Source organism: Lysinibacillus sp. (assembly GCF_032093475.1).
GTDB classification, from domain to species: Bacteria; Bacillota; Bacilli; order Bacillales_A; family Planococcaceae; genus Lysinibacillus; species Lysinibacillus irui.
In genome coordinates, this window is record NZ_DAMDAY010000040.1 from 11,929 (window position 1) to 30,634 (window position 18,706).

General features: G+C 33.9%; 22 protein-coding genes. 4 read left to right on the top strand and 18 right to left on the bottom strand.

The annotated features are described in order from the left end of the window. Positions 1-514: 514 nt before the first annotated feature. Positions 515-1,069, bottom strand: a complete 555-nt coding sequence (locus RT445_RS10585; protein ID WP_313470540.1) for a hypothetical protein — start codon at positions 1,067-1,069, stop codon at positions 515-517. Between the two features lie 299 nt (positions 1,070-1,368). On the opposite strand from RT445_RS10585, the gene RT445_RS10590 reads away from it, so the two are divergent. Further along, positions 1,369-1,590, top strand: coding sequence for a helix-turn-helix domain-containing protein (locus tag RT445_RS10590; protein ID WP_243432702.1), 222 nt, complete (start codon positions 1,369-1,371; stop codon positions 1,588-1,590). Positions 1,591-1,611: 21 nt separating this feature from the next. Here RT445_RS10590 and RT445_RS10595 read toward each other — a convergent pair whose 3' ends face one another. The 17 genes from RT445_RS10595 to RT445_RS10675 all read right to left on the bottom strand — a co-directional run bounded on the left by RT445_RS10595 (position 1,612) and on the right by RT445_RS10675 (position 15,163). After that, the gene (locus tag RT445_RS10595; protein ID WP_313470541.1) at positions 1,612-1,884 is read right to left on the bottom strand and encodes a helix-turn-helix domain-containing protein; all 273 of its coding nucleotides are present in this window, start codon (positions 1,882-1,884) and stop codon (positions 1,612-1,614) included. A 141-nt stretch (positions 1,885-2,025) separates the two neighbouring features. After that, positions 2,026-2,910: a DUF3037 domain-containing protein gene (locus RT445_RS10600; protein ID WP_313470542.1), complete on the bottom strand. Its 885-nt coding sequence runs from the start codon at positions 2,908-2,910 to the stop codon at positions 2,026-2,028. After that, positions 2,877-3,875, bottom strand: coding sequence for a HipA family kinase (locus RT445_RS10605; protein WP_313470543.1), 999 nt, complete (start codon positions 3,873-3,875; stop codon positions 2,877-2,879). Before RT445_RS10605 ends, RT445_RS10600 begins: the two co-directional genes overlap by 34 nt. Positions 3,876-4,034: 159 nt before the next feature. Continuing rightward, on the bottom strand, positions 4,035-4,256 hold the full coding sequence (locus RT445_RS10610) for a hypothetical protein (protein WP_313470544.1): 222 nt from the start codon (positions 4,254-4,256) through the stop codon (positions 4,035-4,037). Positions 4,257-4,511: 255 nt separating this feature from the next. Then, the gene (locus RT445_RS10615) at positions 4,512-5,180 is read right to left on the bottom strand and encodes a hypothetical protein (protein ID WP_313470546.1); all 669 of its coding nucleotides are present in this window, start codon (positions 5,178-5,180) and stop codon (positions 4,512-4,514) included. Next, complete coding sequence (locus RT445_RS10620; RefSeq protein ID WP_313470548.1) at positions 5,177-8,068, bottom strand: DUF2207 domain-containing protein; 2,892 nt, start codon at positions 8,066-8,068, stop codon at positions 5,177-5,179. Before RT445_RS10620 ends, RT445_RS10615 begins: the two co-directional genes overlap by 4 nt. Further along, positions 8,058-8,366 (bottom strand): hypothetical protein, encoded by a 309-nt coding sequence (locus RT445_RS10625; protein WP_313470550.1) that lies wholly within the window; start codon positions 8,364-8,366, stop codon positions 8,058-8,060. Before RT445_RS10625 ends, RT445_RS10620 begins: the two co-directional genes overlap by 11 nt. Positions 8,367-8,436: 70 nt before the next feature. After that, on the bottom strand, positions 8,437-8,874 hold the full coding sequence (locus tag RT445_RS10630) for a hypothetical protein (RefSeq protein WP_313470551.1): 438 nt from the start codon (positions 8,872-8,874) through the stop codon (positions 8,437-8,439). A gap of 3 nt (positions 8,875-8,877) precedes the next feature. Next, positions 8,878-9,453: a hypothetical protein gene (locus RT445_RS10635; protein WP_313470552.1), complete on the bottom strand. Its 576-nt coding sequence runs from the start codon at positions 9,451-9,453 to the stop codon at positions 8,878-8,880. Between the two features lie 230 nt (positions 9,454-9,683). Then, complete coding sequence (locus tag RT445_RS10640; RefSeq protein ID WP_313470553.1) at positions 9,684-9,827, bottom strand: hypothetical protein; 144 nt, start codon at positions 9,825-9,827, stop codon at positions 9,684-9,686. 14 nt (positions 9,828-9,841) lie between these two features. Beyond that, on the bottom strand, positions 9,842-10,381 hold the full coding sequence (locus tag RT445_RS10645; RefSeq protein WP_313470554.1) for a hypothetical protein: 540 nt from the start codon (positions 10,379-10,381) through the stop codon (positions 9,842-9,844). Between the two features lie 4 nt (positions 10,382-10,385). After that, entirely contained in the window at positions 10,386-11,027 is a 642-nt protein-coding gene (locus RT445_RS10650; protein ID WP_313470555.1) for a hypothetical protein, read from the bottom strand. Between the two features lie 20 nt (positions 11,028-11,047). After that, the gene (locus RT445_RS10655) at positions 11,048-11,398 is read right to left on the bottom strand and encodes a hypothetical protein (RefSeq protein ID WP_313470556.1); all 351 of its coding nucleotides are present in this window, start codon (positions 11,396-11,398) and stop codon (positions 11,048-11,050) included. An 18-nt stretch (positions 11,399-11,416) separates the two neighbouring features. After that, a complete protein-coding gene (locus tag RT445_RS10660) occupies positions 11,417-11,656 on the bottom strand; it encodes a hypothetical protein (protein WP_313470557.1) in 240 nt (79 codons plus the stop codon). 358 nt (positions 11,657-12,014) lie between these two features. Then, complete coding sequence (locus tag RT445_RS10665; protein WP_313470558.1) at positions 12,015-14,579, bottom strand: phage NrS-1 polymerase family protein; 2,565 nt, start codon at positions 14,577-14,579, stop codon at positions 12,015-12,017. A 70-nt stretch (positions 14,580-14,649) separates the two neighbouring features. After that, positions 14,650-14,919 carry a DNA-binding protein gene (locus RT445_RS10670; RefSeq protein WP_313470560.1) on the bottom strand — a complete coding sequence of 90 codons (270 nt, stop codon included), beginning with the start codon at positions 14,917-14,919 and terminating at the stop codon, positions 14,650-14,652. Continuing rightward, positions 14,909-15,163, bottom strand: coding sequence for a helix-turn-helix domain-containing protein (locus tag RT445_RS10675; protein WP_313470562.1), 255 nt, complete (start codon positions 15,161-15,163; stop codon positions 14,909-14,911). Before RT445_RS10675 ends, RT445_RS10670 begins: the two co-directional genes overlap by 11 nt. A 175-nt stretch (positions 15,164-15,338) precedes the next feature. Here RT445_RS10675 and RT445_RS10680 point away from each other — a divergent pair, with 175 nt between their 5' ends. The 3 genes from RT445_RS10680 to RT445_RS10690 all read left to right on the top strand — a co-directional run. Continuing rightward, positions 15,339-16,055 carry a helix-turn-helix domain-containing protein gene (locus RT445_RS10680; RefSeq protein ID WP_313470563.1) on the top strand — a complete coding sequence of 239 codons (717 nt, stop codon included), beginning with the start codon at positions 15,339-15,341 and terminating at the stop codon, positions 16,053-16,055. Between the two features lie 48 nt (positions 16,056-16,103). After that, on the top strand, positions 16,104-17,249 hold the full coding sequence (locus RT445_RS10685) for a site-specific integrase (protein ID WP_313470564.1): 1,146 nt from the start codon (positions 16,104-16,106) through the stop codon (positions 17,247-17,249). Positions 17,250-17,677: 428 nt separating this feature from the next. Beyond that, a partial coding sequence (locus RT445_RS10690; protein ID WP_313470565.1) for a catalase occupies positions 17,678-18,706 on the top strand: 1,029 nt, incomplete at its 3' end.

The window sequence follows — 18,706 nt, forward strand, 5'->3', positions numbered from 1 at the left end:
TCGGACAGTGAAATAGGACAGTTCATTTTTGAGTCATGAGATTTTCACAAATTTGTGAGTATCTAAATCACTGTCGAATTTTAGACCATAGTAACTCGCGGCTCAAAATTCAGCCACCAATTACTTCTGCTCAATTTTGAGCAGTCATCCATAAATTTGTGGACTCGTCAAAATTTACGATTCCTCATTTGTTGAGGACGTCCACCTGTACTTTCAGATATAAATGTCGTAAAGCTGATTTATTAGGACCATCAATTTTTGGTTTGACCATCCACAATTTGATAAAGGTTGCTCATTTTGAACAGGCCCTTATAGGTCTGCTGGTTTTTCAGCTCACCTTTCTAATTCATATTTAGCGAATCGTCAAATAGACGACTTGCGCCTCTTCGAAAATTTTGGGATTTGTGTGCAATACGGAAATTGCGTATGGTTGAAGCGAAAGTTCAATTTGTCCTTTTGTAAATTTAAATAGGACTGCACAATTTTGTGCAATCCCCATTTATGTGTTAAAATATTAATTAGTTTGTATTTCTTGAGTCGATGTTAGCGCATCGGCTTTTTTATTTTCTTCTTCTTTTTCCACAACTTTTTTTACAGTAGTAGCAATATACGTTAATACTTCCTCAAAGCTCTCTGGCTCTCTACCAACTTCATTGATGAATGTTTTTATATTCCCCTCCATTGCAAAGGCATTCCAACCTTCCATACTATTTTTAACCAGTTTATTAGTTTCCTTACCTGACTGTTCAGATTCGCTTTTTAATACGATTTTATTTAATTCATCAGCATGAATATTTAGAGTTTTAATCTCTTCTGACATCTCTTTAAACAACGGATTAAAGCCCATATCAATTAAACGTACTGTATCTTGTATTTCATCAATTGCAAGATAAGCCATCCCTCGATCTTTATTCCAACCATTATGAACGATCTCATCAATTCTATCCATCAATCTTGCAATTGCCCCTTGTAAAACCTCTAATTGTGTCATCTGTGCTGATAAACTATAAATCTTATTGCTATAATCTATCACTACTTTTTCTAATGTAAGTTGTGTTTGCTGTTGCATATTTATCAATTCCCTTCTGCGGTTTTTATTTTTTTGCTACTGCATTTAAAAGTATTTGTTTATTGTGGTCTGACATGGTACACCACTCCTTTGCTGTAACTCTCATTTCCTCACCCCTTTCTAAATGTCGGCTATTTCTAGTCCATTCACCGACTAACCATTGATGGTCATAAAATAGATTCGTACTAACTTCTTTGTACTTTTTACTAACTTCATTGTACATAGTAGTTAATAATTAGTCAATAGTAATTATGAAAAAATACCAACTTCATTGTATAATTAGTTCAGGAGGGATTGTTTTGATAAAAATTACTTTGGATAGAATTATGTTTGAGAAAAAAATTAAAGTACCCCAATTAGTGGAGAAAAGTGGATTAAACAAAAATACTTTGTATGCTTTACAAAAGAATGAGGTAACTCGAATTGATTTAAATACTTTAGATGCATTATGTATAGCTCTGGATTGTGATATCACCGATTTACTTGAATACTCACCAAATAAAAAAGAGGACGCCCAATAATTCGGGTGTCCTTTAGTCATGTCACTCGATATTCATTAGCCATTCTTCAATAGTAGCTCTATGAAACAAAATACGGCCACGCACTTTTTTATGAGGGATTTCATTTCGACGAACCATAGTATAAATCGTTGTGTTGCTTATTTGTAATTCTTCAGCCAATTCATCTACAGACATTGTCATTTTTTTATCAGGATCCACAATAATATTTTTCGCTGCTTGTAATGGATTTACTAATTCTATTTCTAAATCGTCTGGTATCTCTACTAATAACTCTAATTTTAAATATTGTTTCATGGGCACGCTCCAATTGTTTTCTATTATCATTGCCATTTTATGAGCAGAATAAAAAGAAAAACACTCTCGACTGATCTTGCAGTTGAAAGTGTTTTTTATCAGTATAGATATTTTGCTTAACAAGCGTAATTTATTTCTTAATTACGATATAAGAATTTCTTCAATATCATGTGCATCATTTTCGATAGTTCTGCAAAGTTCAATTACTTTCGATTCTTCATCCAAATCCAATTTTACGATTCTTTCTTTATCCATCTTTGTTAAGTATGCCAAAACTTCATTAAATTCTCTATGATCCAATATCTCTGAAGACTTAAATAATAAATGCATTCTTGCATCATCTTCTATATTTTCAAACATTAATTTCATTTTAGCAAACCACTCTGTGTTTTTACTTGGACCAGAGAATTGTGGAACGGCTTGGAGATAATTCCACACACCGTTTTTATAACCAAAATCCACATTAATTTTTAATAGATCCCCTAAGTCTTTTATGGGTGAAATAGGAAAATCATACATTACCTTTGTTCCAAGTAAATCATGCTCTTCAAAGACCTCTCTCACATACTTCTTAACACTTACATGTTTATCATTAACTTGTAGATATTTACTACCGATATATGTTTCGAAAACTTTATTAAACAATTTTTCATAATCTGCAGTTAGAGAAAAGCTTGGTCTAGTTAGTGTTAATTTTTGATTTTTGTAATACTCGTACAGTTTTTCGAGAAAATCTTCAGCAACAGGAGAGCCAACACCTATTTCCCCGACATTTCCCAAAAGGTCATGTATACTTTCTTTCAAATAATACTCAAGTTTATCCTTATATGATTTGTATAACGCAACATCTCTATTGGAGTTAGCTATAGCTTTTATCTTTGGAGAATTTTCGTCAAGTATAAGATACTTCGTTTCAATAGTCTGGTTAAACGAATGCATAACCACTCCAACATTCACTATCTCGCCAGCTAAATCATCCGCACAATAACGAACTATACTATACCAACATTCTTTTCTTTCCTCCATTGCAACTCACCTCCTAGATAATTAGAAAAAGCATTTCTTTCAGCCATTCGTTGTATAATAAATCTAACAAGATTTTTTTGATTTAAAATAAATTGTTTATGGAACGCTATTTGTTGACTTTTTTGCCCTTTTACAAACCACTCGTCTGGTATTTCTTTAAACCATTCATCCAGAAGAGACTCTGATATATCTTCGATTAAGTTTACTACATTTTTAAAGCTGTGTTCCACTACATTTGTTAAATCAATTTTATCTTCCAAAGAATTAAAAACAGGCCCAAGTCCATCTAACAACCCTTGATTCACATTATTTCCAAAAGCGATATTTATATACCCATCAATATACTGATATGTATTTTCTACGCTCCTCATGACATTTACCTTTTCTATTCCCCATTTTGGACCAAAAAAAGCATGTCCGTGGTCTATTGCATATATTCTTCTTGAACTAGAATGGTTAGAAACGAGAAGGTTACCTGTATTTCCGTATCTGTCAAAATTAGCAATAAGTAAATCAAATGCAAGTATCTTGGAAATGTCATCAACATTTGTTATATTGGAAAAAAAGGTATTCCATGATCTTGTAATATAAGGCTTTTTCATTTGTATCATTTCCCTATAATTTTCAACCATATTATTTTCTGTATCTTTTAATTCCATACTTGCAAATAAATTACCTTCATAAAACCGATGTACAAAAGTCAATGCAGGATCTTTTTCGATTAACTTCCCACTAAGATACGCTATTGCCACTTCTGGAATTGGTACACCCAAGTAACATGCAATTTGATAAGCTAGTAATTCATTTAAAAACATACAATCATAAGTTACCATTTTGTTGTCTTCAAAAACCTTTTGAGTCTTTAGAACGTATCTATTAAAATCGTCTCCTAGAATTAAAGAAGGTCGACTTATTCCTTCGCCTAACGGATTTAATACCGCATTAACATTTATTCTATTAATCAACAATCTCCCTCCCCATTTCATATAATTGCTTTCTTTATTATAAATTACCAATGATTCGATTACAATTATTACAAATTCATACAACCTTGTCACTACTTCAGCTATACTACTTCTTGATAAAAAAGCCACACCTTGTTAGATGTGACTTCATTTTCATTATTATTTACAAACGACTAAAACCTCTACATTACAAGAATCACAAATGTATTTAGGTACGTCTTCATTGTATAATCTATTGACAACTAAATAACCTGCTGGCGTATTTCTGTCGTAGTTGTCATACAATTTATCCCACTCTTTTTGATATACAAGCTTACCTCCACACTTACACACTGTAGTGTTATCATCATTGTAATTAATAGTAATAGTATTACGAGACATAATCAACACCTCCCATCTACCTATATCATAGGATAAATGGAACGTATTGTCATTATAAGAAATTTGATGCATAATAAATAATCACAATAGAGAAATAGGAGTGAGATTATGAAATTTTTCCGTAACAAATTCGTAGCATCAATTATTGCACTAATTATAGGAATCACGTTTTTATATGCTGCTGCCTATATTGGTGATACGTTGTTCTCATAAAAAGAGACTACCAATTTAGTAGTCTCAAATAGTTTAATTTATTTATTGATTTTGCAATTCTGTCCTACCTTCAAAATGCATAACTTCTCCATTAACTAAGGCTAATACATGGTAACAATAAGTGTTTGAAACATCATCTGGATAATCCTTCATTAGCTCATACTGCAAGTGCATTGAGTAATTAATAAGATCCTCTATTAATGTAGAAATATCGTTTTTATTTCTAATCGCTCTATTAACGTCTCCTAATCGTTCATATGCCTTTGAAACATCCTTCGGAGCAATTAAACTACCCGCTATACCGAATGAAGGTACCACGGACATATTCACCCCATCATCCACATTATAAGTAATGCTATACATACTCCCTAACTCAATATCAAATCCAATAATTTGAACAGTGAAGAATATGTCTTTGTGTATTTTAAATACTGTAGCAAATTCATCAGGAACTGTATGAGCTAATCTATTTAGATGCATACAAATTTCAGTTACTTTGTTAGAATTTAAACCTTTCAATTCCTCGATTACATATTCGTAAATGGCATTTAAACCACCGCCTGCAGCAATAAAGTTATCAGATATACGATGAATTTTAGTTTCCATATCAGGTAGTTTAATAGTCTTTCCAAATAGCTTAAAAACCTGTTTGGTATCACCACTAATTAAACAAACTGATTGGCCATCTCCAAAAGTAGAAATGAGTGTCATACTTTCCCTCCAATTGGTTCGAATTTTATTTTAGGTAAATTAGGATTCGGAATAAATTGCTTTGCTGCTTGTACAACTTTTTTAGCTTTAAATTGGATAAACACCTTAGCTGGTGAATTGATACCAAGCATTTTTTTAGCTTTATTTACTACGCCATCCACTACACCAGTAATAGCTTCGATTGCATTTTTAGTCATGTCTGATATACCTTTTATAAGACCATTAATGATGTCCTTACCAATTGAAATAAATTGGCCTGGTAATGCTTTTACTTTTTCAACCATGCCGTCTCTTACTTCCGTTATTTTATTAACAACATTCTTCTTCATTGTAGAGATTGTATTAACGAAATTAGTGGCCAAATTCTTCACAAAATTGATAACAGATGTAACCATATTTGAAATAGTACTACTTGCATTTGTTCCTAAATTTTTAAAGAAATTAAGCACTGATTTAGAAAAGCTAGATACTGTGGAAGACACCTTTGAGCCCATTGAGGTAAAGAACTTAGCTATGTCATCCCACATGCCTTTTAATAAGCTAACGCCTGTTTTAGCAAGGTTAGTGACAATCGTTTTGATTCCTCCAAAGAATGATAGTGTCATCCAACCAACAACAAGATCAATGGCCCCTTTAAATATTTGTTTAACGCCTTCCCACATCTTACTGAAGTCGCCTGTAAATAATCCACTGAATACTTTAATGGCACCCATGATCACATTTAAAGCACCGTCTATGACTTGCTTAATGGCATTCCACACAGTTTCAATAACAAACTTAACAGCTGGCATTACAAACTCAATAACAGCTTTAATACCATTAAATACGTTCTCTACAGCTTGTAATATTTGAGTGCCGTTTTGGTCCCAAAATTGTTTTATCTGTGCTATTTTTTCACCAATAAAGGAAGCAACGGACTCAAAGACTGTGACGGCTATATCCTTTATAGCTTGAAAAACAGTATTAACATTTTCTCTAAATGTTTCTGAGCTTTGATAAGCAGCCACTAAAGCAATGCCTATCCCAGCAATGGCGGCGACAACCAAACCTATTGGCGATACGATTGCTCCTACTGCAGCTGCTAATGCGGGCCATGCAGTTACGAGTCCACCAATTGCTGGCATTAATGCTGCGAATGCACCTACTAAAATACCTATCACAGTAACTATTGATGTGATTGCTGCAAATAAAGATGCATTGTTTGTCACCCATTCAGCCATTTTAGCGACTAAATCTGCTATAACTTTAAAAACAGGATCTAATGCTTTTTTAATACTCCCCATTGCTACTGCTATTTTTTTGGCAGGATCATCATCCATTTTTGCAATATCATCATTAAAAACCTTAACCATATCATCAACTGACACAACATGGTCACCCATATTTAGCAATGTATTAGTGATATTTTCTCCATTCTCTTCCCAGAGAGTACCAAAAAATTTCACCCCTAATTCATTTCGTTTTGTAGCATCTTCAACTTTCATCAATTCTTGAGCCATTGCTTCCATGGCTTTTTTGCCTTCTTCTCCACCGCCTGCTACTGCTTGCCCCCATGCTTTAACTTGTTTAGCATTCATTGAAGTGCCTTGAAGCATTTCAGCAGTAACTTTATCAACTTCTACACCAAATTCAGCCATAACGATTCGGCCTTCTTTTAAACCATCTAAAAGTATATCGATATTCCAAGTGCCAGTATCCACACCTGCTGCCATGATTCCTCGAACTTCTTCTGCACTATATCCAGCACGAATTAATTGGTTTCCGTATTCAGTAATGATATCTAACTGATCTGGTGGAAAACCTGCCTTTAATAATGAATTAGTTAATGCTAATGCTTCCTTATCACTTACACCTAGTATTTTAGATAATTCATTTGTTTCTTGAATTAATTCAGTCATATCTATATCACTGTAAGCCATAGCAACCATGCTAGCACCTTTGATAACAGCAGCATTAGTTTCATCAGAAGCATCCTTATTCAAAGCCCATTGCCTACGTACTGCTTCAAGTGCGGTTTCCTCATCACCAATTACTGCTACTGTTTCCATAACAGATTGACGTACTGCTTGACGACTTTCTTCTGGTACATCAAGGGTTATATCAATTTTAGTGTCTAAGTTTGATACATCCAAAGCTTGTTGTACAACGCCTGCTATACCTCCTCCAGCAGCTAGTCCAGCAACGACACCACTTAATTTGTTACCAAATCCGTTAACTTCGTCCCCTGCTTCATCAGCAGCTTCAGCTATTCTTGATAACTCTAAACTAACATTTGTTAATCCCCTAGAATCAACTTGACGCAGTGCATTACGCATTTGCTCGATATCTGCACTTGCCCCTAGGGTATGACGGCCCATAATTTGCAAGGCACGGTTTATTTGATCTGCTGAAGCTGTACCATTTCGAATTGCATTGGTTAGTCGATTACCAAGTGCATCAGAAAATTGGTTTACATCAGTACCTGTTGCTCTAAAAAAGGTACCCAATTCTTGTTGGCTTCTAGAAAGCCTTTCGTGGTCCATCTGAACTGTGCTAAGTTGATTACTATAATTTCTAAATTGAGCTTCAGTTAATGCTAGCTCTCTTTGGAATGCCCTATACTGCTCGGCTCCAATATCACCACGTTGAAACTGTGCATCTACTTGCGATTGAGCAGCTCGTAATGCAGTTAACTTTTCTTCAGTATTTTGTACTGTTTGTTGCAAGAGCTCCATCTTTTGGGCAACTAGTTGCGCGTTACCAGGATCCAATTTTAATAATCGTTCAACGTCTTTTAATTCGCTTTGTAAATTACCAGCTTGCTTATTAACATCTTTTAATGCTCCTTCTAAACCAGTTGTGTCACCATCGATGGAAATCGTAATCCCCTTAATACGATTATTCGCCATAGAAATCATCTCCTTTCAATTTTTCTTGTATTTCTAAAAAGATGCCTTTTACTGGTATAGTGGTACAACTATCAACCCAATCATTATATTTAGGTAGAGTAGGGTTAGCAGTTTTAGCAAAACTCCAAATTATTTGTGAAAGCTTTTCGTTATGAAATAAATCATTCTTGTAATCTGTTGAATAGATTCCGATATTAGTTATTAAATCCCCATGAAAGTTTTTTCTATAAATTCTTTTTGTCATTGGGCTAGCGCACATTGGAGTTTCTTTACCATCAATCTCTATTGTGAATCGCATTTTTCAACCTACTTTCTTTAAAAATAGCGCCAATCATTTGACTGACGCATAGTTACTTTTAAAATTCCAGCTATCGTAAATCAACAATATCCTCAAATCCAAATTCCTTTTCTTCTGGATACATTACAAAATCTTCAATAATTACTTCAAAGTCAATTTCGTACTTCAAACCAAATTCGTTACTTAAGTTTTTTGCAATATTACTTCGGATGTACTCTTTTTCAGATAGCGAAGAGTCACTATAAATCATTTCTGCTTTTCCATAAAAACGTGATTTTTGTAAATTTTCTTTTGTTAAATACTTCGTTATTGTAGAATCTGATTCACTTCGATTTAGCAGCCTACTAAAAAAAGTAGGCATCGCATCTTTTACTTCTATCTTAATAACCTTTGCAAATTTCAATTTTGCTTTTTGGCTTTTTGGAATAGTTCTGAAAGGATAAAATCCAATTGGTTCGTTCTTTTCTATCTTGTTAATTTCTTTATAATATTGCTCGATAAAATTCATATATTATTTCTCCTTTTTCACATCTTCAATAAATTTCTTAATAATTGATAGACGTTCAGTTGCAATTGATGATAAAATTCCTGAACTATCAAAACCGTACATCATTTCAATACGCATTGTTGGGGGAACTCGATAATAAATTCCTTCAACATATTTATTTAGACTACGAGCGAGATCTTTTCTTTTTTCTAATCGATAAATATTAGTAAGCAAAGGAACTAAAGACGTTTCCATCTCCCTAATTAAAGTATCAAGAATTTTGTAATACTCATTTAACTTGTTATCCAAAATGCCAACTTCAATTTCACAATTGCTTATAATTTTGCTTTTATGTTCAGTTGGAATTATAGACATTTGATTTTCATGTCTAATTTCAAATTCTAGAAGTTCTCGTTCCTTACTTAATTCTTGAAATTGTGCATAATCTTTTACTTCTGGTAATAACCTTTTTAAGATATTTAACTTATCTTGTGGACTTGCAGATCGTCTTAATTTTTCAACATGGTTATACGTCACATTAATGGCTTTTTCGGTTTCTTGTAAAAATTCACTTGAATCAACTAATTCTACTTTTTTCATTCATTTCTCACCTTTCGTTGTTTATACCCCTCCCCCCTCACGCGCGTAAAAAGGAAAGGAAAATTTGGACAGTACACCCCATCACCGTTGCCCGATTTTCAGGAAAAGTTGGACCCTGAAAGGCGGGGGGCTTATATCACTTTTTACATTTCAATCACCCCTTTCAATAAAATAAAAAGTCCACAACTAACACATTGCTGTGTAGTCATGGACTTCTAGAGTCTCTTAGGTTATTTAACTTTGTAATGATTAATTGCTTTACAGCTTGATCGTGTGCATTGTACTTCTAAGTCACATTGAGAAACACTTGCTTCATATTCTTTAGCAGCTTTAAGTAATAGCTTTCCACATTTTGTGCATCGTAGTTCTTTCATATTGTTTCCCCTTCCTATCTTCCTGTTTTTACTCTTTCTCTTTTAGATTCATTAGCAAATATTTTTCTTGCTTGCTCATGTGGGATTATTGTAGTACATCCACAATGAGTACAACATGTTTCATATTTAGGGTTTATGAACTCCCTTAGTTGTTCCAGGTATTCATTGAATTCTTCGGAATTAGCAAAAGGTTTTACAATTTGTTCTTCCTTAGGATTCTTCATATATTCGGTAAAAGAAGCATGTATTTTAGCTATATTACTGTAACTATGGCCTAACACTTGAGCCACTTCTTCCAATGAATAACCTTCAATGTATTTGTAATAAACCAATTTAGTGAAATCATGTTTACTATTTCTCATGTATGATTTCAATTCTTCTAGATCTTTCACTTGAAACGACTTCTCTTTTGCAGCAGTTTGTCTTCTCTCTAGACTACTTCCCTCGTCATGCTCGATACTTTCTAAACGTTCAATATAATCCATGATTTTATAAGCATCTTGTATCATTCTTAGATTGGTACCTGGATTATACAGTCCGAATGATCTTGTCATTCCCTTACCTCCCTTGTGTAAACAAACTACGCATCTTATTTTGACGTCTACTTCTTTTTGCCATATCAGGCCTCAACACAATTTGTTGAGCTGGCCCTCCGATAGTTTCACTAATTTGTTTTGTTTGTTCCTCTGATAATTGCTCATCACGCCAATAACGTTCATTAATTAATGTGAGATTTTTAATAACAGCATTCCTTAAACTCTCATAATCTACCTTTTGAGAATGCTCAAAATAACTTATAAACAGCTCTTTATCTTCCACACTTAATGATTCACATATCTCATTGAAACGCTTGTATTGAAGCCTAATGCGGTTTATTCGTTTCTTATATGCAGCCTTTTCATCGATAATCATTAAAGCAAGTGCATCTGTCCTACTAGAAAAAGGATCATCGTTATCATAAGAAGGTATGCCATAACTAAATTCGTACAGCTGGGCAAAGTGTGCTGCTTGTTTCTTCTCTAAATAGTTTGCTAGCTTGTTTGCATTGGCATCCATCCACAGTGAATACATGGACTTCCTAACTTTATGTTCTAGTTCGGAAATAAAAGTATCTGAATCACTTTCAATCGCATAAGGTGTGTCAGCTGTAATGAGGGCCAATTGTTCACCGAATGCTTCTGAAATTGTAGTTTGATTCATGCAGCACACCCTCCTTTCAACTAAACCCAGTAAATACGTTCAGCAGTTTTTTCAATCAACCATTTACGTTTCTTTAACACCTGACTCTTAGACATATACAAACGATCTGCAATGATTAACCAGTCTTCAGAAATACCACTTGGATTCCAGTAGCGCATATCAACAATAGTTTTTAAATCTTCGTCTAGTTCACTATAAAGTTGCTCAATTCCATTAATTATTGTTGTATGTCTGTCTATAAAAGCATTTTCAGCAGGATTTTCACCAGATTGCAAAACTTCATATTCACGATATTTCACGCGCTTTTTAATTTCTTCAATGTCTATCCAATAGTTTTCTATTACTTCTATTTCATACTTTTCTAATCTCATGAACTTGTACCTCCACATTTAGTTCAATGGAATGCCGTATTTTTTGGCCAATCGTAGGTTTTCTTTATTATTCCGATCAATCACCAGCTCATATGTTGTTGGTCTAGGTAAATTAATACAATGAGCAACGACGTTACCTTCTTCTGCAGCATGAATATGTTTATCTTTACAGATTACACACTTCTCGATTACTCCATATATTCCAGTTGGCTTTTGATAAGTTGTTTCTTTTAAAATTACGATATTTTTTTTCACCATTATGTTTGCTCCCTGATTATTTATTTGGACTTCCGCGAGTTATCCTCTTTTTATACTTCCTACTTTCTTAAGTTTCCTCCCTTATTTCCTACCGACAAAAACCTTATGTATCAAGGCTTCAAATGGCATGGTAGGAAAAGTAAGATAAGTAAGAAGAAAAATAGGTTATAAATAAAAGTTATCATTATATCGAAGCATAATAAGTTAAACGTTATTCTTATGCGATATATATAATTACTTCCTACTTTTCCTACCTTTCCTACCTATACAAACAATCTGTTGATATTACTAGGTTTGAGAAGGTAGGGAAGTTTTGAATATAATTAGATATCTACCTACCTTTTCCTACCTTTTTTAGTTAAGTGTGAATTTCCTCCGAAAAATCAAACCCTAATTCCTCTACAATTTTCTGCTGGATAGGTACACCACTGAAATTTCTACCTTTATGCTTGACTTGTTTATAATCAACTGTTTTTCCTTTGCTAATCTGGGGAACTGTTATTTCCCTACGCAACCATTCACTCCGAATCGTCTTTTCTTCTGATTTTAAAAACTCTTTTAAATATGCAGGCAACAAATGTAATGAATCGTTCTTATATATTGCTTTAATACCACTTCTAGGTTCGAAATAGTTATTAAAAATTGCGCCTCTATCAGAGTCTAAATCAGATAGTATTGCTTCTAAAAGTTGCATAGGTTTATCCACCGCTTTATTTTCAGCATTTAATTCATCAAACAAACGATAAAGCTCCAGTAAATCGATTTCTAAACCAAAAAACTCATTCAATAAGCGTCCTGTAAAAACTATTGCAGCGTAATATCTAGCTATTCTCCCTATAACTTCGTTACCCTGTGATTTCTTTTGAAATATTTCGTTATACTCTGCAAAGTTTGGAAGCAAGAAATTTTTCTTTTCTCTCCAATGATTCAAAAACTCTAACCCAATCGAACCATAATATTTATCTATCGCATTGTATAAATCAGTGAAAAACTGATAATTTTCTCCCTGAAATGGTAATCCTGTAATAGGTAAAATCCTTGCTGCCACACCACCAGCACGTTCAGCGTATGCATTAAGTGAGTCTTCGCCAGTAGATAAAAGTAGATTTCCCCATGTATATTCACGCTGGGAACCACTCACAGAACCACGCCCTCTGGATCTACCTCCTGAGAAGGCATAAACAAAACTTTGTAACTGTTTTTCATCTGCTTTTCTTGTATCGTCTAAAATAATTGGAAAGCTATTCAAAAACGCGGCTTTTCTCTCTGCTGCAACTTTTGTCAAAGACCACTCTGAAACTAAATGTTCTGACCCCCATACACTTGCGCAAGCCCTTAATACGGTTGTCTTCCCCTGAGAAGTTACCCCTGATAAATCAACAATGAATGGTTTCATTTTTAAATCTTGAAGTAAGACAGATGTGAATGATGCCAATATCATTAACAAGGCTTTAGGGTGCTTTTTAATAGGTTTAAATACGTTTTCTAGCCATTCTTCACTTGTTCCTGACGTTTGGAATGCATCAAGTATTTGTCTTTCACCAATATCAGGTGGTAGGATTTTTACGCCATCACCTTCTAACGGATGTACAAAAGTGTCTTTGATATGACCTAACCTTTCGACTAAATATTCATGGTCCAAATTATTTACCATGCATAATCTATCAAAATATGTGATAAGATTCTTTGCATTGTTATCAGTTACTGCTAGTGATTTATACGAAAGTTTTAGTAGTTCTTTTTTTATTGCAAGATCCCCAGCTGGTAAAACCTCTTTATAAACTTTGCCCTTATCTGACCAAGCTAGCTCATAATACAACTGTGGATGCTCCACATTCATAAATGAGCGTGTAATTATTGGTGTTTGACGGCATATTAATACTTCTTGCTCTTCAATTTCACCGTTACGATTTTTCTTTTCGACGATATTATACAAACAGCCATTTTTAGAAATATAACCTTTTGGAAATACAAACGAATTATTTTCATTAAGAATGGTTTGAAAGTTATCTTCTTTTGGCTCCGGATTAAATGTTTTTGTACAATCTGCTATCGCTTTTTGTAATGTCTCATCCCCATATGTAGAGGAATTCTGTTCCCTATCCCATTTGTCACGCATTAAAGATGAACGACGGAAAATACTATCCATCATTGCGTAATCACAATTCGTCCAGAAGGCTAAATCGTTTGTAAAAGCCATATCTGCTTCAGAGTGCGAATTGTAGAATTGCTCCCATCCACCATCCATAAAAACTTGAAAACGGCCCCCGACTTTACTTTTTAAAGCAATGTTTATAAGCTCGTCCTCGGTGAAACTCGTACCACAATTTATATTCATTTTATTTCGACTGTCTGTTACTTTCGGTTTATACAGATATTTATTGTGGAGATAATTAATCTTGTTAAACTCATCTTCCTCCACACGGGTGTATCTCCCGATTTGATTACCAGTCATACAAAAAAATCGACCACTATCGTACATTTCAATGTTTCCACGTCTACGAGCACCTTCTGGCAATTCTCCTTTTGCAATAATGTGGATACCATTACCACTAACAGAAACTTCACTATAACTGCACATCATATCGATGAATTCTGAAACAATGTTATTGTCATGATCGTCATTGTGAAATCTTTCAATATCTTCTTTCACACCATCAATATCAATTCCGAAATAAGGTGATTTGAAGAAAAAACCTAATCCATCTAAATTGAATTTTTCAATAGCCTCTATTGCTGTTTCGAAATCTGACCAAGTATTTTCATCGTTACTCTTTGCTGGTGAGCCATCATAAGCACTCACTGGAATTTTCGTAATTTTATTTTCACGTGGTTGCAGCTTAAAGCAACACCATTGCTTAAGTTCTTTTAATTCTTCAGGTATTTTTTCTTCAGTCATTATTATTTTTTCTTTTATTGCCACTTTCTCACCACCTTGTTGCTACGACATTGTTGTTTTCGCTAAATTTACACTTGCCCCCGCAGCGTATTTTTTAGAAACTATTTTTTTGTAAAAATAAATCAATCTGTTTTTTACTAACACGCTTTACTTTATCTATTTCAGCTACAGGCAATCCCATTGTTCTAAATTTTGAAAATGTGTTAAAACTAACTCCAATGTATTCACAAGCTTCTTGAATGGACATCCACTCTTTGGTTGCTAAACGAATATGAGTTTTTTCTACTGCTTTTTCTGTAGCAGATATAACTACTTTTTCTATTTGTTTCTCTAAGTTAGGAATAGGATCAAATTCAATTCGCATTCGATTTCACACTCCTTCTTTTAAAAGATTTATATACTCTAATTTCAAAAATTTCATCAATATTTACATCTAAGGCATCAGCAATTTTTCTAGCACTATTTGGTGAAGGAGAATGCTTTTCATTTAAAAAATTTGAGATTGTCGATGCATTTAGTCCAGAAGCCGAACTTAATGAACGTTGATTAAGTCCATTTTTAGCCATCGCTACTAATATCGCAGTTTTTTTTGGATAATATTTAATCAATTACAAGCCCTCCTTTTTTCAATTGATTTTCAATAACTAATTGAAATATAACCTAATATAAAAATAAATTCAATAGTTTTTCAATAACTATTCAATAGTTTTTTGTAAAACGTTTGGATTTTCATTGTATTTTCAATAAGAAAACAATAGAATAATGTTTAAAGGAGAGAGGATAATGAGTGAAAAAAACCCATTTGGTGAATTCTTAAAAAACTATAGAAGAGAAAGAAGCTTAAGCACTAATGACTTACATCGTATGACAGGGGTATCTCAACCATATCTATCCCAAATTGAAAATGGAAAAAAACCATCCATAAAAATAGTCGAAAAAATATCAGCGGGATTAGGATTGAATTATTATCAATTGATGAAAATAGCTGGATATATGAAAGAAGAAGATAGTGAAGAGTTAATACAACGTAGTAATGAAAGAAGACAGGTTTTAGAACAATTAACTCAAGAATTACCATCTCATCTCAAACATTTTGAAAACCTTACTAAAGAATTTAATAAACTAAAAAATGACCTATCTCTTTGCGACAATAAAAAAGAAGCAAGTGAGATTTTGAATAAACTGCAAAAGAATCTTGAAAATATGCAAGAAGCTGAAAAGATGTTTGAGTATAAAAAGATGCAATCAGAACAATTAAAAAGAGATATTGAATCTATCCATATGATGATTGAAAGCGCATTAGATTATGAAGAAGCAACTCAAATCCAAAATATGATTGAAGAATTTGCTGGTAAGGCTGAAAATGAAATTGAATTGGAGAATTTGTTTACAATTGCTCAAGAAATATATTTAGATGGTAGAAAACTAAGTAATCAAGAAAAGGAAAAAGCACTTCAAATTTTAAAACTAACATTTGATGTCCAAAAGAACCAAGATTAACAAAAGACTCTTATACCTTGCCCCCACAAGCGTCTAGGAGGAATATGAATGGCTACAATACAGAGTTACCAAAAGGATGGACAAAAGTATTATAAATTCCAACTTTATGTTGGCATTGATCCCTTAACTGGTAAATCAATCAAAACAACCAGAAGAGGATTTAAAACAAAAAAAGAAGCCCAACTTGCTATATCTCGATTACAGCTCGAAATAGAACAAGGGGCTTTCCGTAAACAAACATTAGATACTTATCAAGATGTGTATAACCTGTGGATTGATAAGTACAGGCTCACAGTGAAAGAAAGTACTTTTGTAAAAACCAAAGAGATATTCAAACTACACATTTTACCACTTTTTGGCGAATATAAGATCGATAAAATTAATGTCCAAGTATGTCAAAAACATGTTAATGAATGGTTCTCTACTTTAAAAAAATACCGTTCTATTAGGGCATACGCTTCAAAAGTGTTAGATCATGCTGTTACATTAGGAATTATAGCAAATAACGTTATGAAGAACGTTACAATGCCAGTAAATATTGACCCACCGCAAGAAGACGAACAGGAAAATTTCTATACCAAAGAGCAGCTTGTACAATTTTTAAAATATCTGAAACAAGAAGGTAACTTTAAACACTATGCTCTATTCAGATTATTAGCTTTCAGTGGTATGAGAAAAGGTGAAGCTCTTGCCCTAACCTGGAATGACATTAATTTTACGTCCAAAGAAATTAGAATTAATAAAACTCTATCAAGTGGTGAAAATAATAGACTTTTTGTTCAAACACCAAAAACAAAAAATTCTATCCGCACTCTAAAAATGGACAAAATTACATTGGACATCTTAGAAGAATGGAACAAGCTTCAAAAACAAGATTATCTAAAGTTAGGTATTAATACACTTAAACCTAATCAACTAGTTTTCAGTAATGAAGACAATAAATATTTGCAGCCGGCCATGACTAGAAAATGGATGATTCGTATTCAAGAAAAATATAGCCTTAAAAAAATTACTACACATGGTTTGCGGCACACTCATTGTAGTTTGTTATTTGAAGCTGGTGCAAGCCTTAAAGAAGTGCAAGAACGATTAGGCCACAGTGATATTCAAACTACTATGAACATCTACACACATGTCACTGAAAAGGCTAAAGATGAGGCTGCTCAAAAGTTTGCATCTTACATGAATTTTTAACTTCTCTTGAATGCCAAAATGAATGCCATTTGTTGAAAATGAATGCCATTGCATGAAATATGATTTTTAAAGAATGCTGATTAATCAAGGCTTTTCATATCACTTGAAACTGTATACAATAGATTTATGGGGTCGGTGAGACTCCAAACCGAGGTTGGATGTGCTGTTTTCAAATTAGCTTTTTCTGCTAACTTAGTTTAAACCAATTCCAAGTGACCTGTTACTGTATGACCGATGACTAATGACCAACCATAGGCAAAAGCCATACTCAAAACAACTTGATTCCGTTTGAAAACGCCATCCGAAGCTCTCCTACATTTATGTAAGGAGAGCTTTTTTATTCCTCACAAAATAGGCTTAGATTTTTAATGTCTAGTTTGCCCCATTCAAGGACAAAATGGAAGTATCTATAGGAAAGGGGTCATACTATGACAAAGCAAAATGATTCAACCCATGAGCAAGATACAACATTGACAAATCGACAGGGTCATCCGATTACAAACAACCAAAACCTAAGAACAATCGGTAATCGTGGTCCAGCAACTCTCGAAAATTATGATTTTCTAGAGAAACTGAGTCACTTTGACCGAGAAAGAGTTCCAGAGCGAGTTGTCCATGCTCGTGGTGCAGGGGCACATGGCTATTTTGAAACGTATGGTGTTGTTGGTGACGATCCGATTTCTAAATATACACGTGCCAAAGTCTTTCAGGAAAAAGGGAAGAAAACACCTGTCTTTGTACGTTTCTCAACCGTTATACATGGTGGACACTCCCCCGAAACATTACGTGACCCTCGAGGCTTTGCGGTTAAGTTTTATACAGAGGATGGAAACTGGGATTTGGTAGGCAATAATTTAAAGATTTTCTTCATTCGCGATGCCATTAAATTTCCAGACATGATTCATGCTTTTAAGCCTGATCCTATTACGAATATACAGAATGTTGAACGTTTCTTTGATTTTTGTGCGAGCTCGCCAGAAACATTCCATATGGTCACTTTTGTGTACTCCCCTTGGGGCATTCCAGCTAACTATCGGATGATGCAAGGCTCTGGCGTTAATACGTATAAGTGGGTTAATAATGAGGGGAAAGCAGTACTCGTTAAATACCATTGGGAACCGCTTCAAGGTATTAAAAATTTAACACAAAAGGAAGCAGAAGAAATTCAAAAGAAGAATTTCAATCATGCCACACAGGATTTGTATGACGCGATTGAACGTGGGGAATATCCTGAATGGGAGCTACATGTGCAAATTATGGAGGACGGCCCCCATCCTGAGCTTGATTTTGATCCATTGGATGATACAAAGCTTTGGCCAAACGATCAATTCCCATGGTATCCGGTCGGCAAAATGGTGTTAAATAAAAATCCTGAAGATTATTTTGCAGAGGTGGAACAAGCTACTTTCGGCACAGGGGTACTTGTCGATGGCTTAGATTTTTCGGATGATAAAATG

Excerpts from the sequence above, each read along its gene's own strand:
- RT445_RS10620 (WP_313470548.1), bottom strand. The coding sequence starts at position 8,068 with ATGGCGAATAATCGTATTAAGGGGATTACGATTTCCATCGATGGTGAC.
- RT445_RS10650 (WP_313470555.1), bottom strand. The coding sequence starts at position 11,027 with ATGAATCAAACTACAATTTCAGAAGCATTCGGTGAACAATTGGCCCTC.
- RT445_RS10660 (WP_313470557.1), bottom strand. The coding sequence starts at position 11,656 with ATGGTGAAAAAAAATATCGTAATTTTAAAAGAAACAACTTATCAAAAG.
- RT445_RS10595 (WP_313470541.1), bottom strand. The coding sequence starts at position 1,884 with ATGAAACAATATTTAAAATTAGAGTTATTAGTAGAGATACCAGACGAT.
- RT445_RS10645 (WP_313470554.1), bottom strand. The coding sequence starts at position 10,381 with ATGACAAGATCATTCGGACTGTATAATCCAGGTACCAATCTAAGAATG.
- RT445_RS10635 (WP_313470552.1), bottom strand. The coding sequence starts at position 9,453 with ATGAAAAAAGTAGAATTAGTTGATTCAAGTGAATTTTTACAAGAAACC.
- RT445_RS10585 (WP_313470540.1), bottom strand. The coding sequence starts at position 1,069 with ATGCAACAGCAAACACAACTTACATTAGAAAAAGTAGTGATAGATTAT.
- RT445_RS10615 (WP_313470546.1), bottom strand. The coding sequence starts at position 5,180 with ATGACACTCATTTCTACTTTTGGAGATGGCCAATCAGTTTGTTTAATT.
- RT445_RS10630 (WP_313470551.1), bottom strand. The coding sequence starts at position 8,874 with ATGAATTTTATCGAGCAATATTATAAAGAAATTAACAAGATAGAAAAG.
- RT445_RS10610 (WP_313470544.1), bottom strand. The coding sequence starts at position 4,256 with ATGTCTCGTAATACTATTACTATTAATTACAATGATGATAACACTACA.
- RT445_RS10685 (WP_313470564.1), top strand. The coding sequence starts at position 16,104 with ATGGCTACAATACAGAGTTACCAAAAGGATGGACAAAAGTATTATAAA.
- RT445_RS10640 (WP_313470553.1), bottom strand. The coding sequence starts at position 9,827 with ATGAAAGAACTACGATGCACAAAATGTGGAAAGCTATTACTTAAAGCT.
- RT445_RS10625 (WP_313470550.1), bottom strand. The coding sequence starts at position 8,366 with ATGCGATTCACAATAGAGATTGATGGTAAAGAAACTCCAATGTGCGCT.
- RT445_RS10680 (WP_313470563.1), top strand. The coding sequence starts at position 15,339 with ATGAGTGAAAAAAACCCATTTGGTGAATTCTTAAAAAACTATAGAAGA.
- RT445_RS10670 (WP_313470560.1), bottom strand. The coding sequence starts at position 14,919 with ATGCGAATTGAATTTGATCCTATTCCTAACTTAGAGAAACAAATAGAA.
- RT445_RS10655 (WP_313470556.1), bottom strand. The coding sequence starts at position 11,398 with ATGAGATTAGAAAAGTATGAAATAGAAGTAATAGAAAACTATTGGATA.
- RT445_RS10600 (WP_313470542.1), bottom strand. The coding sequence starts at position 2,910 with ATGGAGGAAAGAAAAGAATGTTGGTATAGTATAGTTCGTTATTGTGCG.